General features: G+C 67.2%; 19 protein-coding genes. 5 read left to right on the forward strand and 14 right to left on the reverse strand.

Annotation, left to right across the window (positions count from 1 at the left end; translation table 11 throughout):
* Window positions 1-15 precede the first annotated feature (15 nt).
* Entirely contained in the window at window positions 16-399 is a 384-nt protein-coding gene (locus KO481_RS32685) for a hypothetical protein (protein WP_215922357.1), read from the forward strand.
* A 53-nt stretch (window positions 400-452) separates the two neighbouring features.
* Window positions 453-962 carry a hypothetical protein gene (locus tag KO481_RS32690; protein ID WP_215922358.1) on the forward strand — a complete coding sequence of 170 codons (510 nt, stop codon included), beginning with the start codon at window positions 453-455 and terminating at the stop codon, window positions 960-962.
* A gap of 358 nt (window positions 963-1,320) precedes the next feature.
* Here the strand turns inward: KO481_RS32690 and KO481_RS32695 are convergent, their stop codons facing one another.
* The 6 genes from KO481_RS32695 to KO481_RS32720 all read right to left on the reverse strand — a co-directional run bounded on the left by KO481_RS32695 (window position 1,321) and on the right by KO481_RS32720 (window position 5,101).
* Window positions 1,321-1,656: a hypothetical protein gene (locus tag KO481_RS32695; RefSeq protein WP_215922359.1), complete on the reverse strand. Its 336-nt coding sequence runs from the start codon at window positions 1,654-1,656 to the stop codon at window positions 1,321-1,323.
* Between the two features lie 495 nt (window positions 1,657-2,151).
* Window positions 2,152-2,427, reverse strand: a complete 276-nt coding sequence (locus tag KO481_RS32700) for a zinc-ribbon domain-containing protein (protein WP_215922360.1) — start codon at window positions 2,425-2,427, stop codon at window positions 2,152-2,154.
* A gap of 168 nt (window positions 2,428-2,595) precedes the next feature.
* Window positions 2,596-3,237, reverse strand: coding sequence for a LysE family translocator (locus KO481_RS32705; RefSeq protein WP_215922361.1), 642 nt, complete (start codon window positions 3,235-3,237; stop codon window positions 2,596-2,598).
* Between the two features lie 162 nt (window positions 3,238-3,399).
* Window positions 3,400-3,672, reverse strand: a complete 273-nt coding sequence (locus KO481_RS32710; protein WP_215922362.1) for a hypothetical protein — start codon at window positions 3,670-3,672, stop codon at window positions 3,400-3,402.
* Window positions 3,669-4,439, reverse strand: coding sequence for a hypothetical protein (locus KO481_RS32715; RefSeq protein ID WP_215922363.1), 771 nt, complete (start codon window positions 4,437-4,439; stop codon window positions 3,669-3,671). The genes KO481_RS32710 and KO481_RS32715 overlap by 4 nt, the downstream gene beginning before the upstream one ends.
* A 497-nt stretch (window positions 4,440-4,936) precedes the next feature.
* Window positions 4,937-5,101 (reverse strand): hypothetical protein, encoded by a 165-nt coding sequence (locus KO481_RS32720; protein WP_215922364.1) that lies wholly within the window; start codon window positions 5,099-5,101, stop codon window positions 4,937-4,939.
* A 261-nt stretch (window positions 5,102-5,362) separates the two neighbouring features.
* On the opposite strand from KO481_RS32720, the gene KO481_RS32725 reads away from it, so the two are divergent.
* Both KO481_RS32725 and KO481_RS32730 read left to right on the forward strand, forming a co-directional pair.
* A complete protein-coding gene (locus KO481_RS32725) occupies window positions 5,363-5,974 on the forward strand; it encodes a DUF4232 domain-containing protein (RefSeq protein WP_215922365.1) in 612 nt (203 codons plus the stop codon).
* 124 nt (window positions 5,975-6,098) lie between these two features.
* Window positions 6,099-7,058 carry an alpha/beta fold hydrolase gene (locus KO481_RS32730; protein ID WP_215922366.1) on the forward strand — a complete coding sequence of 320 codons (960 nt, stop codon included), beginning with the start codon at window positions 6,099-6,101 and terminating at the stop codon, window positions 7,056-7,058.
* Window positions 7,059-7,069: 11 nt separating this feature from the next.
* Here KO481_RS32730 and KO481_RS32735 read toward each other — a convergent pair whose 3' ends face one another.
* From KO481_RS32735 to KO481_RS32770, 8 genes are all read right to left on the reverse strand, one after another.
* Window positions 7,070-7,348: a hypothetical protein gene (locus KO481_RS32735; protein WP_215922367.1), complete on the reverse strand. Its 279-nt coding sequence runs from the start codon at window positions 7,346-7,348 to the stop codon at window positions 7,070-7,072.
* A 337-nt stretch (window positions 7,349-7,685) separates the two neighbouring features.
* Window positions 7,686-7,997, reverse strand: a complete 312-nt coding sequence (locus tag KO481_RS32740) for a hypothetical protein (RefSeq protein WP_215922368.1) — start codon at window positions 7,995-7,997, stop codon at window positions 7,686-7,688.
* A gap of 19 nt (window positions 7,998-8,016) precedes the next feature.
* Window positions 8,017-8,856, reverse strand: a complete 840-nt coding sequence (locus KO481_RS32745) for an ABC transporter permease (protein WP_215922369.1) — start codon at window positions 8,854-8,856, stop codon at window positions 8,017-8,019.
* Entirely contained in the window at window positions 8,853-9,752 is a 900-nt protein-coding gene (locus KO481_RS32750) for an ABC transporter ATP-binding protein (RefSeq protein WP_215922370.1), read from the reverse strand. Before KO481_RS32750 ends, KO481_RS32745 begins: the two co-directional genes overlap by 4 nt.
* 2 nt (window positions 9,753-9,754) lie before the next feature.
* Window positions 9,755-10,228, reverse strand: a complete 474-nt coding sequence (locus tag KO481_RS32755) for a Clp protease N-terminal domain-containing protein (RefSeq protein ID WP_215922371.1) — start codon at window positions 10,226-10,228, stop codon at window positions 9,755-9,757.
* A gap of 11 nt (window positions 10,229-10,239) precedes the next feature.
* Complete coding sequence (locus tag KO481_RS32760) at window positions 10,240-10,473, reverse strand: hypothetical protein (RefSeq protein WP_215922372.1); 234 nt, start codon at window positions 10,471-10,473, stop codon at window positions 10,240-10,242.
* A 46-nt stretch (window positions 10,474-10,519) separates the two neighbouring features.
* Entirely contained in the window at window positions 10,520-11,278 is a 759-nt protein-coding gene (locus tag KO481_RS32765; RefSeq protein ID WP_215922373.1) for a (R)-mandelonitrile lyase, read from the reverse strand.
* Window positions 11,279-11,315: 37 nt separating this feature from the next.
* Window positions 11,316-11,882 (reverse strand): TetR/AcrR family transcriptional regulator, encoded by a 567-nt coding sequence (locus KO481_RS32770; protein ID WP_215922374.1) that lies wholly within the window; start codon window positions 11,880-11,882, stop codon window positions 11,316-11,318.
* A gap of 126 nt (window positions 11,883-12,008) precedes the next feature.
* Here KO481_RS32770 and KO481_RS32775 point away from each other — a divergent pair, with 126 nt between their 5' ends.
* Window positions 12,009-12,440: a nitroreductase family deazaflavin-dependent oxidoreductase gene (locus KO481_RS32775; protein ID WP_215922375.1), complete on the forward strand. Its 432-nt coding sequence runs from the start codon at window positions 12,009-12,011 to the stop codon at window positions 12,438-12,440.
* Window positions 12,441-12,481: the final 41 nt, after the last annotated feature.

Here is a 12,481-nt window from a genome sequence, read left to right on the forward strand (position 1 = left end):
CACAGGAGCACTGGCATGAAATCCATGGAGAGCCGGATGCGGGGAAACTCGCACGTCCGGTTCGGCGGGCGGCCACAGGAAACGGAGTCGAGGCAACTCGACCACCGCGCCTGTGGTCGACCCAACCACCCACCCGCACACCTCGTCGATCCCCTCGCCTATGCCCTCGGCATCGCGGCAGACCTGGCCATCGACACCCTCATCATCTACGACCTCGCCCACGTGGACGACAACCCCGCGCGCGCGTGCACCGCCGTGGATCTCGAAACCGTCTGTCCCCCAACAACATGGGCCCGAGCCGCCACCACCCCCACCGCTCAATGGGCACCATCGACACCTTCGCACGATCAGCTCGGCGAGCCGACCGAAAATCACCTCCACCCCATACGTCCGAGGTAATCGGCCAGTCACCACTCCGGCACACCGCCGCCCATCCACCGAGGGGACCGAACATGCTGTACTACACCAGAACCGGCAACACCGTAGTAGTCCCCGACGAGATCTGCCCGCACGCGGACCTCGTCCTGGCACACCACCAAATGCAACTTCACCGCACCTGCCGCATAGACCTGTGCGCCTGGAAATGGGTCGCATACACCACCCTCATCCACCACGGCCACGTAGTTCCGACGGACACGAGCCCACGCGATCGCGCCCTCCGCCGCGGCCTCCCCGACCCCACCAGCACAAATCTGTCCGACCGCACCGGCTCGGCCAACCCGAACCCGCACGATCCCGCCATCAGCCCGGTCCACCCCGATCCACACCCGAACGACCACGACCCGGCCGACGGTACCGGCCCGAGGCCGCACGAAACCTCTTCCCGACCCGAGAACCCCGGGGAAGCCGATCCGACCAGTCCGAATGTCCCAGAGCCCCAACCATTCCGGCAGATTCTCGACGGCCTCGAGCGTCTCACCCGGGACCTGCGCGAGCACGGCGACGGGCGGTGCACCCCATGACGCCCTGGGACATCACCTCCAGCGTTCTGTCCGCCCTCACCGGCGCCGCCGCCATCCTCCTCGGCATCGGCTGCCTCTGGCCCCCGAACCGCCCACACCACCCGACCCGCACTCCCACCCCACCCCACTGCCGCCTCCGCCCGATCTCTTGGCCCCCTGAATTCACCTGCACAACACCGAAACACCCACTAACCGTCCCCGAGGCCCACCGCTGCATGCAGCTCCATCGAGACCACACCTGCCCCCGCAAACATGCCGCCTTCACCACCCTTGTTGCCGCGGATCGCATCACCCCCGACTCCTCCCGCCGCCGCCCATGAACCCAGTCGGGCTACACGAGCTTCGGCACACAGCCGCTCTAGGGCTTCCACTTCGCGAAGACGAAGAACAACACCCACAGCAGTATCCCGAGGACCGCAACTATCTGGACCTTCGGGCGCGCGAGAACCGGCGGACCAGGCACGGCAGGCTGCGATCGTTGACCCGACGGCTCCCCCAGGCCGGACACCCGGGATCGTCCGAACAGGTTGGCCAGCACGTACCCAGGCACGACAACGAACCCGACGATCAACCACCAACCGCCGACCAGCGTCTCGGACACCGCCTCCCGGAACGTCGCCAGCCCGCAGGTCCGGCAGTACGGACCGCGCCACCGCCGAACCGTCCATGCCACAGCGAATCCGGTGATGCCCACGAACGTCGCCTTGACGGCGGGCCCGGCACCACAGACCCGGCATTCGAGACCCCCGGTCGGTGGAGTACCACCGTAAGCGCCCTGCGGGTAGCCCGAGGGCTGCGAATATTGTTGCGCTGCGGCAGGATACGGCTGCGGTGCCGCTAACCCGCCCTGAGGGGCGGACCGGGGCGGTGCTTCGGGCACGGTACCGTGCACCCCCGGCGCGGACTGATACGGCTGGGGCACGCGGGGTGTCGGATAAGGCTGCGGCACACCGTATGTCGGTTGGCCGGTGGGCTGCGGCCGACCGGCCCACTGCCCAGGTGTCTGCGTCACGATTCCCCCTCATAGCTCGCAAGTCACACGATGCTATCCGATCCCGTCACCGCCCCACGGACGGGATCGACTGCGGGACAATCTTACCCACCGCACGGCATCGGTGAGGGGGACCGGCTGCCTGCAAGCGGGACCGGCCGCAGCTTCACGGCACGAAACAACCGCTCGAGGCGCCGATCAGGGTTGGTAGGAGGGCCGAGGTTGTCCGTACGGCTGCTGATTGGCGTAGGCCAGCAGTTGGTTCGCCTGTTGTTCGGTGCCCTGCTGTTGGATTCCGCAGTAGGTGCACTGTGTCGTGTACGTCGTGGAGGTCGTGAACAGCGGGATGAAGAACAGCGTGAATTTCGTCTCGCGCTTACGCAGGACGTGGGCGGCGGTGTTGCCGCAGCGCCCGCACGCCAGCAGCAGCATCGCCAGCTGATACAGGTAGCTCCTGGTACCGAAGATGATCATGCGCAGAGTCCTCCCTGGATTGTTCCCGGAGGCTACCTTCTCATGGACCATTCACAGATCGGAAGCGCCCTGATCATGTTGTGCCCCAAGCGGTCAGGCGATTGCATCCTCGCGATCGGGGTCGGATCCAGTGGCCTTCGAAGATCGAGCGCGCAAACTCGCCGCGGTCTATCCGTTCTCCAGGACCATCCGGGCGGCGAGGCCGAGCATCACGGTCCCGGAAATCTGTTCCATCCGCCGGCGGACCGCACGGCGGCTGAAGAAGGAGCTCATGCGGTGCACGGACCAGACGTACACCGAGTAATAGCCGATCTCGTAGCAGGCCCATACGCCGGCCAGCAGGATCATCGTCGGCAGCTTCTCCGCATGCGCGGGGACGAACTGCGGCAGAAACGACATCGCGAAGATCGCCGCCTTCGGGTTCGCCAGATTGGTGAGCACGCCCGCGCGATAGGAACGCAGCGCCGACGACCCACGGTCGACGACGGCTTCGGGATGTTCGCCATCGACTCCGTCGTGTTTCATCCGACGTGCGGAGCGAAAAGACTGCACGCCGAACCACAGCAGGACACACACGCCGACGACGCGCATGCCGTCATAGGCGATCTGCGAGGCGCTGAGCAGCGCCGTAAGGCCGAACGCCGCAGCACAGCCCCAGAAGAACACTCCGGTCTCGTTGCCCAAGACCGTGGCGATACCCGCACGCCTCCCGCCACGAATCGACTGGCGGATGATCAACGCTGTGCTTTGTCCAGGCACGGCGGCAACTGCGGTGCAGGCGATCAGAAACGACATCAGGGAGACCAGCACCGAATCATTCTCGGCTTCTCCGCCGCGCCGGGCAAACGAATTCCGAAGCCGCACTGACACACCAGCAACGATCGGCGATCGGTCGCCTGACCGTTCTCCGGTGGTGTCGGGATGACGCTCGGCGAGCAGTCCGCCGACTCCGACGGTGGCGGTCACGTTGCGTCAGCCGCCGCATATGGTCTGAGCGAACACAGGGGCCTGGCCGTCCAGCAGGCGGCGGATCTCCTGGTCCGGATACGGGGTGCTTCGACTCTGCTGCTGGAACGCACGCGTGAATGCGGACATCGCCGCGGCGATCGGCGCGTGCCGGGTGAGGATCGCGGCGGCTCCCTCGGGGATGTCCTGCGGCGGCGTGCCCTTGGCGATGGCGCGCACCATCGCGGCGCGTGTCTCCCGGCCTTTCAGCCCGTACAGGGCGGTGAGCAGCCAGTTCACCAGATAGTTGGCGGTGAAGCCGCGGTCATAGCTCTGGTTCCGGTCGAAGAACGCGGCTTCCTGCGGCGAGAGGTCGAACATGGAGGAGAGCGCGAGACCGTAGTGCCGGCGGCCAGTTCCCGCTCCACCAGGGCGCACGCCCGGTCGGTGGCCTCGCCGCCCGCCTCGATCCGGGTGTTCAGCCACTCGTGCAGGGTCTGCGGGATGTACTCGAGGAACAGCGCGATGCTCGCCGATGAGTCCCGGCGGGCCTCGATCCGGTGGCGTACCTGCGGTCGGCCGTCCCAATAGGCGACGACACGATCGATATCGGCGAGTTCTTCCGGCAGCGGCGTCGTGTCCGGCAACACTCGCCAGTGGTACATCAGCGGGAAGCCCTCGTGTTCGGCGGCGAGCACCCAGTTCGTCGTCATGGTGTGCACGGCGAGCTCGCGCCAGGCCCCGAAGCCCGCCCCGCCGACGAGGCCGACGCCGTAATGGTGAAACAGCGGTAAGTCGAACAGGTTCGCCGTGGACTGGACGTGCTCGGGTTGTCGTTCCAGGTCGGTGAGGGGTACTCGCTTCACGAAAACCGGAGTTCCGGCGACCTCCAGCAGCGCCGACTTCCCGCCGATACCGGCACCGATCGGTGCGGCCGCGTCCACGAGCTCGCGCAACGCGTGATCGCTGTGCAGCGCCAGGGCCGTGGAGACGGCGCCATAGGCGCGCACGCGCGCCGGGCGCGACATGTCGCGGGTCGCCGCCGCGTCAGGTGAACAGGACGTCACTGCCCGCACTCTACCGCCCACACCCGTCTCCCACGCCCAGTGACGTTGGGCGGCAGACGTTCTCGCGCAGCATTCAAGCCGCCCGGAGTTCGGCGCTGCGGTCCGATCAGTCGCGATATATCGCTACGTAAGCATTGGTGGTGGTCCCGATGCTGGTGGGCCCCATACACGTGGCTGTGCCCTGGCCGGACGGAGCGAAGGAACCACTCCACGAACCGCTGTATGGACCAATGGCCATGAGCGGGAAAGCATTCGGTATTCCGTGCAGGCCGACGCACTCGACGACGAGGGTGTACTCCCTGCCGGCGGGTGCGTCGGCGTCATGGCACGCCGCCCGCGCGCCGAACAAGTCCCGGGTGACGACACAATCTTGTGGTGCGGCATGGGCTGTGCCGGAACCGATTACCGCGGCAGAGCCCAGGACCGCCATGACCCCGATCGTGACTCGTGCGGCGGAAATTGTCGTTCTGCTCATCCGAAATCCTCCCGTACTCGGCTCAGTTCGTCCTGAAGATGTCGATCAGCATAGGGGTGATCGCCTCGGCCGGGATCCAGTGGTCGTAGCCGTCGAGCAGCCGCGCCTGGCCACCCGGGATCGCGGCGGCCTGATCGGTGCCCGAGCGCTGCATCCAATCCGGGCTGTTCTTGCCCGCGATGGTCACCACCGGGACAGGGCCGTTGCCATCTGCTCGGCGACCTCCGCCGGTGCATTGAGACGACGCGCGCCCGCAAAACCCATCGCCGGAACGCAACATCCGGGAACATGGCTCACGGCCCCCGGTCACGCACCGGGTGTCGGTCGTCGGTGTTACGTTCGCGGGCGCGGCATCCGATAGACAGGTGCGGCACCGCCATTTCTGGTGCTCGCAGCACGTGGGGGCCGAATCGCCCTGTGCTGGTTGCAATCAGATATGGAGGGACTGATGACAGCCTTGAAGACAACCGCCGTGGCGCTGCTCGCGGTGGGGACGCTGACACTGGCGGGATGCGCTTCGGAAAGCTCCGGCCCCACCCCGTCGCCCGTCATCACGTCCGCGACCCCGGGCACGTCAACCGGCGCCACCACGCCTGCCCCGACGACCACCGAGTCCACGTCCACCCCCGTGGGCCCCGCGCTGTGCCGCACCGCGGACCTGAGGCTGTCCACGGGCCGATCCGACGGAGCGGCGGGGCACGCGTACACCCCGCTCATCTTCGTCAACGCGGGCACCGCACCCTGCACTCTGACCGGATTCCCCGGGGTCTCGTTCGCCGACAGCCCCAGCGGCGACCCGATCGGCGCCCCGGCCGATCGAGACACACCGAAGCCGACGGTCACCCTGGAGGTCAACGGGACGGCCTCGGCCGTACTCCGCATCACCGCCGCCGGGAATTACGGCGACAGGTGCCATCAGATCACCACCGCGGGCCTGCGGATCTACCCACCGGACAACACCGACTCGCTCTACCTACCCTGGCATGGCAGCGCCTGCGCCAACCCGGATGTTCATCTGCTGCGGATCGCGTCGGTCGTAGCGGGCGTGGCGGGGAACTGATCTTCGGGCGCCAGACCCAGCGGCATCCGAGCACTCTCGGACCGGTTCAATACGCCGCGGCGCGTAGCTACGGTGACGACGGCATGCGGATGTGCCCTCGGCTCCCACGATGTGGAGTGAGGGTATGGACGTTGTCGAGCACCGCACCATCACTGTCAATGGCTTGTCGATGCACGTGGCCGAGGCCGGGAGCGGCCCACTCGTGCTGCTACTGCACGGTTTCCCCGAGCTCTGGTACTCGTGGCGGCATCAGCTTCCGGCCCTGGCGGCCGCCGGTTATCACGCGGTCGCGCCGGATCTGCGCGGTCACGGCCGGACAGAAGCGCCGCCGCGGCTCGAGGACTACGGAATGACCGAGCATGTCGCAGACGCGGTGGGCCTGCTCGATGCGCTGGGCGAATCGACAGCCGTTGTGGTGGGTCATGATTGGGGCGCGAACACCGCATGGGCGGCCGCCGAGATGCACCCCGATCGATTCTCCGCCGTTGCCGCGTTGAGCGTGCCGTACCGCCCGCGCACGCCACACCCGCTCCCGACCGTCCTGCGCGCGCAGGCCGGTGAGCGGTTCAATTGGATGCTCTACTTTCAGGAGCCCGGGGTGGCAGAGGCCGCCTTCTCGGCCGATGTCACGCGGACGTTGCGACTGGTGATGTACGGCCTGTCCGGCAACGCCGGTGACCTGGGTGTCCGGTTGCTGACCGGCCTGCCGCGTAATGCGGTGCTGCTGAACGAGATTCCCGAACCGACGACACTGCCGACGTGGCTCACCGACGCCGATCTCGCCTACTACGTCGGCGAGTACGAGCGAACCGGATTCACCGGCGGCCTCAACCGCTACCGCAACGCCGACCGCGACTGGCACCTGCTGCCGCAACTCGGCACCGGCACGATCACCCAGCCCAGCCTGTTCATCGGCGGAGCTTTGGACACCGCCGTTCGCTTCACCGACCCGACCGGCATGCGAGAGCGGGTCCCCAACCTGACCGACCCGGTCGTGCTCGCCGACACCGGACATTGGATTCAGCAGGAACGACCGGAAGAGGTCAACGAAGCGCTCTTGGACTTTCTCCGCATTGTCGGCTAGCCCGCGGTTCGCTAGCCGATCACCGCATTCATGATCGTCCCCGCGCTGGTGGCCACGATTCCGCCGATCATCGCCCCCGCCACCATCTTCGGCGACTGCGAGCCGCCGCCGGTCCACTTCTCCCAGGCAAAATGGCCTCCGGCATAGGTGATTGCCATGATGCCGGACAGGATCACGAACCAGGTGAAGTACCGCACGAGTTTCATGAGCTTGTCCGCCACGGGCGGGGTCTGCGGGGTGGGATTGCCGAGCTGCGCGTGAACTACGTCGTGAAGGGCGAGGAGTATCATGGCGAAGCTCTTTCCCGTAGACCATCGTATCGTCTCGAGAATGATAGCGGCAGAACGTGATTGACTTCATCCGAACCATCTCGCACGCGGCGCGCCGGGAGACACGCACCAGTTACACTGGGCTACAGCCAATTCGGGATCAGCCACAACGACAATCATGACATGTCCTGCACCAGCGGCGGCTGGATCGCCTACGACACAATCTATCTGCACGCGCGCAACATCCGACCCGACGGAACCTACTGCGCTACGGCTGGTCTCGTTCCAATGCAGTGAGGTAAGCCACTACCTCCTCCGCCTCGGGTGCGTCGAGTTGTCACGGAACTCCGCCACCGATTCAGCCGATGCTGATGGTGCCGGTGTTGTCGCCGTGAATATTCACCTGCCGCGCATCGTCGAATGCCTGCGCGATGAAGATGTCGGCCGAGCTGTCCTTCCGCGCGGCGGACACCAGCGCGTCCACTTCGTTGGCGAACCTCGAGTCCGCGCGGGCAGCCTCGGTGATCCGATGCGCTACCGTGGCCTGTGCTTCGAGAGCTTCGGGGTCATGACGAACCTTGTCGGCGACCAGCTTGCGGAGGCGCTCGACCGCATGCCATGCGGTGTCACCTGCGTCCTTGGCGAACTGCTCGCCGAACTTCGACGCCACCAGCGCCGCGGCGGTCCGGTTATCGGCCTGCCTGCCGCAATGCCCGTTCCCTGCGGACCGCCAGCGCCGACCCGGATTCGCGGCGGGCCATCCGGCGCAGCACCGCGGGCGCCGAGACCATGCCCGCCACGGCCCAGACACCCAGTACCGCAGCGGTTTCGACATGCCGCCAGGAATGTCCGAGCTCGGCGGCGAGCGCATCGTGCGGCAGCAGCGCCGAGCGCATGCCCAGGCCGAGCCAGTACACCGGGAATACCTGGGCCACCCACTGCAGCCAGCGCGGCATCGCGGTGACGGGGTAGAAGATGCCTGAGATCGCGATCATGCCCATGACGACGGCGGATACGTATCCGACCGCGCGAGGGCCGGAAACCAGCGAGCCGAGCATGGCCCCGATGGGCTGTGTGGCCAGAAGTCCCAGCGGGACAACCCAGGCCAGGGTCAGCCAGGCGCCGACGCTGCCGACCGCCAATCCGTGGACCAGCGGCAGTCCGGGACCGGCGACGATCACGAGATAGACCCCGACGGTGGCCGATACGGTAACCATCTTGCCGATCAGATAGCCCTGAATGCCGCCCGGGATCAACTTGGCCCGCAACAGGGTTCCGTCGTCGCGCTCGACGGCGAGGTACTGGATCACCAGCAGCATCCCCATCGCCACATAGGTTCCCAGGACACTGGGCAGGATGAACGCTCCCAATGTGCCGTTACCGGGCAGCGGCCGGTTACGGAACACGAAGATGGACACCAATGTCGCTACCGGCCATAGAAGTTGGCCGATCATGGCGGTACCGGCGAAGGCCTGCCGCAGCTCGATCAGGCCGCGTCGAGTACCGCAGCGCACGGCGGTCGGGATCATGATGCCTCCGGAAGAGATGCGTCCTCGGCGTGGCGCACCAGCGCGAGATAGGTGTCCTCGAGCGTGGCCCGGCGGACCTCGAGATCGGTGATGGCACGGCCGTGCTCGGAGAACAGGTCGTGGACGAATCCGGTCGAGGCGGGCGTGGACTTCTCGAACGACGTTCCATCGCAACGCCATCGGACCGTGTCGTGGCCGACGATCGTGGCGGCGAGCTGAGCCGGGGTGCCGTCGGCGACGATCCGCCCGTCGTCGAGGATGGCAATGCGGTCGGCCAGTTTTTCCGCCTCCGCGAGGTCGTGGGTGGTCAGCACGATCGTGATACGGCCGGTTCGGGCCAGACCCCGCACCAGGTCGTGGAACTCGTAGCGGGCCTGTGGGTCGAATCCGGTCGTCGGCTCGTCCAGAAAAAGCAGTTCCGGCCTGCCCACGAGGCCGATGGCCACGTCCAGGCGCCGGCGCTGTCCGCCGGACAGCCGCCGAATCCTGGTATGCGCCTGCTCGTTCAGCCCGACCGCGGCAACGAGTTCCTCGGCATTCCAGGGCCGCGAGTACGAGGCATCGGAGTAGCGGGCATAGTAGGAACCCAAGTGTGCCAGCAGTTCCCGCACCTTCCAGGCACCGTGGTCACGCCACGACTGCAGTACGACGCCGATGCCCGCACGCCAATCCTCGCCCCCATGCGCCGGATCCACTCCGAGCACCCGGACCCGTCCACCCGAACGGATCCGAAAGCCTTCCAGCACTTCGATCGTGGTGCTCTTACCCGCACCGTTGGGGCCAAGCAGCGCCAGGACCTCGCCGCGCCGCACCGCGAACGTGACATCGCGCAGCACCGTCCGGTCCCCGTAACTCATTGCCAGACCCTCGACGTCGACCAGGGGTTCGTCGGTCATGCTCACGCCTCCCCCAACGCGGCCGATACCTGCGCATCCAGCTCGGCACGATCGACTCCGATGAGATCCAGTGCCCGCGTGGCCGTTCCGGCCTGCGCGCGCACGATGCCCTGCAGCAGGTGGGCGGGCCGGAAGTCCCGCGGATCGGCCGCGGCCTCGACGCCCCGGGCGATGGCGAGCTTCGCCGATGCGCCCAGGGCCGACGCCGGATCCGGTGTGGCGCTGGGACGCGGCAGCCCGCGGGCGAGCTCGGCGACGCCGACCAGACTCAGGCTGTGCTCGAATTCGCGAAAGAGTGCGTCGCGAATCGCGGTGTGGTCGAGCCCGACAGCCGTCAGCGCCCGCCGCACGGTGGCATCGTCGCTCGCCGCGAGGGCCAGCAGCAGGTGTGGCGCCTCGACCGTCGCCGAACCGTCCCGCTGCGCCTCGAGGCGACTTCTCGCCAGCACCGGATTGATGAATTTGCCTGTGCCCATGGCAACCACGGTCACCGCCTCCTCAGTGTGACGCCCGCGGCGATCAGCCGCTTGACGTGCTTCTTGTGCACGGCCTGCCGGGTCACGCCGAGGGCCTCGGCGACGCGCGGCCACCCCCACCCGGCCCGCATCGCCCGCTCGACCGCCGCATCCTCGAGCAGATCGGCGAGGCGGCGAAGCGCCACCACGGCGGCCAGCGCGTCAGCGGGATCCTCGACTGCGGTGGGTATCTCGATCTCCGACATGCAAGCAACCGTAGTTGACTAAATCGCGCTAGTCAACCGAAGTTGCTTACTGTCGGGCGTCGGGGTCCACGAGACCGGCATCCACACCGTCGGCGAGCAGGAAGTACCCCAGGAATGTGACGCCGTCCTCCTGGGCGTCGAAGCGCGCGATACGCACACCCTCCGGCTCGTAGAACACATCACCCGGCGTGAGCACCGACTCGGGCTCGCCCTCGATCTGGTAGATCGCCGAGCCGGTCTCGATGTTGCCGAAGACCGGCCCGTTGTGAATGTGCAGCCCCGCCGGATGCCCGGGCGCGATGGCGATCCGCCGGATTTCGACGCGCTGGGTGGCCAGCGACTCCGGCAGCTTCTGATCCATGACGATCACCCGACTCATCGGGGGCGTCGGCTCGGCGAGTTCCCCAGTGCCACCGTTGTATTCGGCGTCCGTCACCGCCTCCACGAACTCGGCCGCGCGCCCGTCCCCGGGTAGTTCCTCGATGGCCACATGGGTCATCGCGCTGTCGGATGTCGCACCGTGCCAATGCCATTCACCGGCCTCGATCCGGACCGTGTCACCGGCGCGGATCGTCTCGACCCGTGCGCCCCGACGCTGCACCAGGCCGGTGCCGGCGGTCACCACGAGCACCTGTCCAAGTGGGTGGCGGTGCCAGCGCGTGCGGGCCCCGGGCGCGAAGCGAACGCTGTCGACCTGGGTTCGCGACGGCCCATCGGGTGCTGCGAGTTCCTCGATGCGGGCATTGCCGGTGATCCACTCGGACGAGGCGGACACGGCGGTGTGGGGTGCGCGGGAGATACGCATGCTTGCTGAGTTCCTTCGATTGGGTGTTGTTCGATGTTCAGTGCGCGGCATGACAATTGAGCAGGCCCAGGATGCCCTCGACCGCCTGCTCGAACGGCGCCGAGCTGTTGGCGGCGCGGGCCAGGATGTACCCGCCCTGCAACGTGGCCAGGATCGCCGACGCCGTGGCCGCGGGCTCGAGAGCCGAGCTCAGCTCACCGGCGTCGACGGCCTCCGCCACCACGCCCGCCAGGCGCGTGCGCAACCAGGCGAGGGTCCGCTCGACCGGCTCGCGAAGGACGGGTGCGGCAATGATGTCCGGGTCCTGGGTCAGTCCACCAATTGGGCAGCCCTTCAAGATATCTCGCTCGCGAAGCAGGTAGGCCGAGAGGCGTTCGAGCGCGCTGCCCGGACCGGAGAGTTGCGCGTCGACACCGGCGCACAGCTCCTCGGCCGTGACATCGATCGCGGCGCGCGCCAGCTCCTGTTTTCCGGTGAAGTGGTGGTACATGCTGCCCTGACCGGCCCCGGCCCGCTGCTGAATCGCCTTCGGGCTGGTGCCGACATAGCCGCGTTCCCACAGCAGCGCCCGCGTGCTCTCGATGAGGTTGTCTCGCGTACTCATACAGAACACTATACATACTAGTAGGTACAGAGGTACGTGACAGTGGTCGCTTCTGCTTTACGGGGCGACACGCCATATCTTGACGGCGCGGGAATAGGGCGGACGCAAGGAATGTTAGAATTCGGCATGGCAAGCGAATCCGCAGAACTGAGTCCTACGGACTGGGTGCAGGACCAGACCAAGACGATCCTCGAGACCGGGACCACGGCCGGCGTCGAGATTCTCGGGTCGCCGGTGGTGTTGCTGACCCTGCGCGGCGCGAAGACCGGCAAGCTCCGCTACACCCCGGTGATGCGGGTCGAGCACGGCGGTAGCTACGCGGTGGTGGCGTCCAAGGGCGGCGCGCCCGAGCACCCCACCTGGTACTACAACATCAAGGCGCACCCGGAGTTTCCGCTGCAGGACGGCACAGTGACGAACGAATACGTCGCCCGCGAGGCCGAAGGCGCCGAGCGAGCCGAGTGGTGGGCCCGGGCCGTGGAGGCCTACCCGCCCTACGCCGAGTACCAGACGAAGACCGACCGCCAGATCCCGGTATTCGTGCTCGACCCGAAGTAGCCGGCTGCGGTGCCGGCGCGGAATACACCGCGCCGGCACCG

Origin of the sequence: Nocardia albiluteola, from assembly GCF_018860155.1 — a bacterium.
GTDB lineage: Bacteria > Actinomycetota > Actinomycetes > Mycobacteriales > Mycobacteriaceae > Nocardia > Nocardia albiluteola.

Bases quoted from the DNA above. Each gene is read 5' to 3' on its own strand.
- KO481_RS32685 (WP_215922357.1), top strand. From the start codon at position 16: ATGAAATCCATGGAGAGCCGGATGCGGGGAAACTCGCACGTCCGGTTC.
- KO481_RS32690 (WP_215922358.1), top strand. From the start codon at position 453: ATGCTGTACTACACCAGAACCGGCAACACCGTAGTAGTCCCCGACGAG.
- KO481_RS32700 (WP_215922360.1), bottom strand. From the start codon at position 2,427: ATGATCATCTTCGGTACCAGGAGCTACCTGTATCAGCTGGCGATGCTG.
- KO481_RS32725 (WP_215922365.1), top strand. From the start codon at position 5,363: ATGACAGCCTTGAAGACAACCGCCGTGGCGCTGCTCGCGGTGGGGACG.
- KO481_RS32730 (WP_215922366.1), top strand. From the start codon at position 6,099: ATGGACGTTGTCGAGCACCGCACCATCACTGTCAATGGCTTGTCGATG.
- KO481_RS32735 (WP_215922367.1), bottom strand. From the start codon at position 7,348: ATGATACTCCTCGCCCTTCACGACGTAGTTCACGCGCAGCTCGGCAAT.
- KO481_RS32745 (WP_215922369.1), bottom strand. From the start codon at position 8,856: ATGATCCCGACCGCCGTGCGCTGCGGTACTCGACGCGGCCTGATCGAG.
- KO481_RS32750 (WP_215922370.1), bottom strand. From the start codon at position 9,752: ATGACCGACGAACCCCTGGTCGACGTCGAGGGTCTGGCAATGAGTTAC.
- KO481_RS32755 (WP_215922371.1), bottom strand. From the start codon at position 10,228: ATGGGCACAGGCAAATTCATCAATCCGGTGCTGGCGAGAAGTCGCCTC.
- KO481_RS32760 (WP_215922372.1), bottom strand. From the start codon at position 10,473: ATGTCGGAGATCGAGATACCCACCGCAGTCGAGGATCCCGCTGACGCG.
- KO481_RS32765 (WP_215922373.1), bottom strand. From the start codon at position 11,278: ATGCGTATCTCCCGCGCACCCCACACCGCCGTGTCCGCCTCGTCCGAG.
- KO481_RS32770 (WP_215922374.1), bottom strand. From the start codon at position 11,882: ATGAGTACGCGAGACAACCTCATCGAGAGCACGCGGGCGCTGCTGTGG.
- KO481_RS32775 (WP_215922375.1), top strand. From the start codon at position 12,009: ATGGCAAGCGAATCCGCAGAACTGAGTCCTACGGACTGGGTGCAGGAC.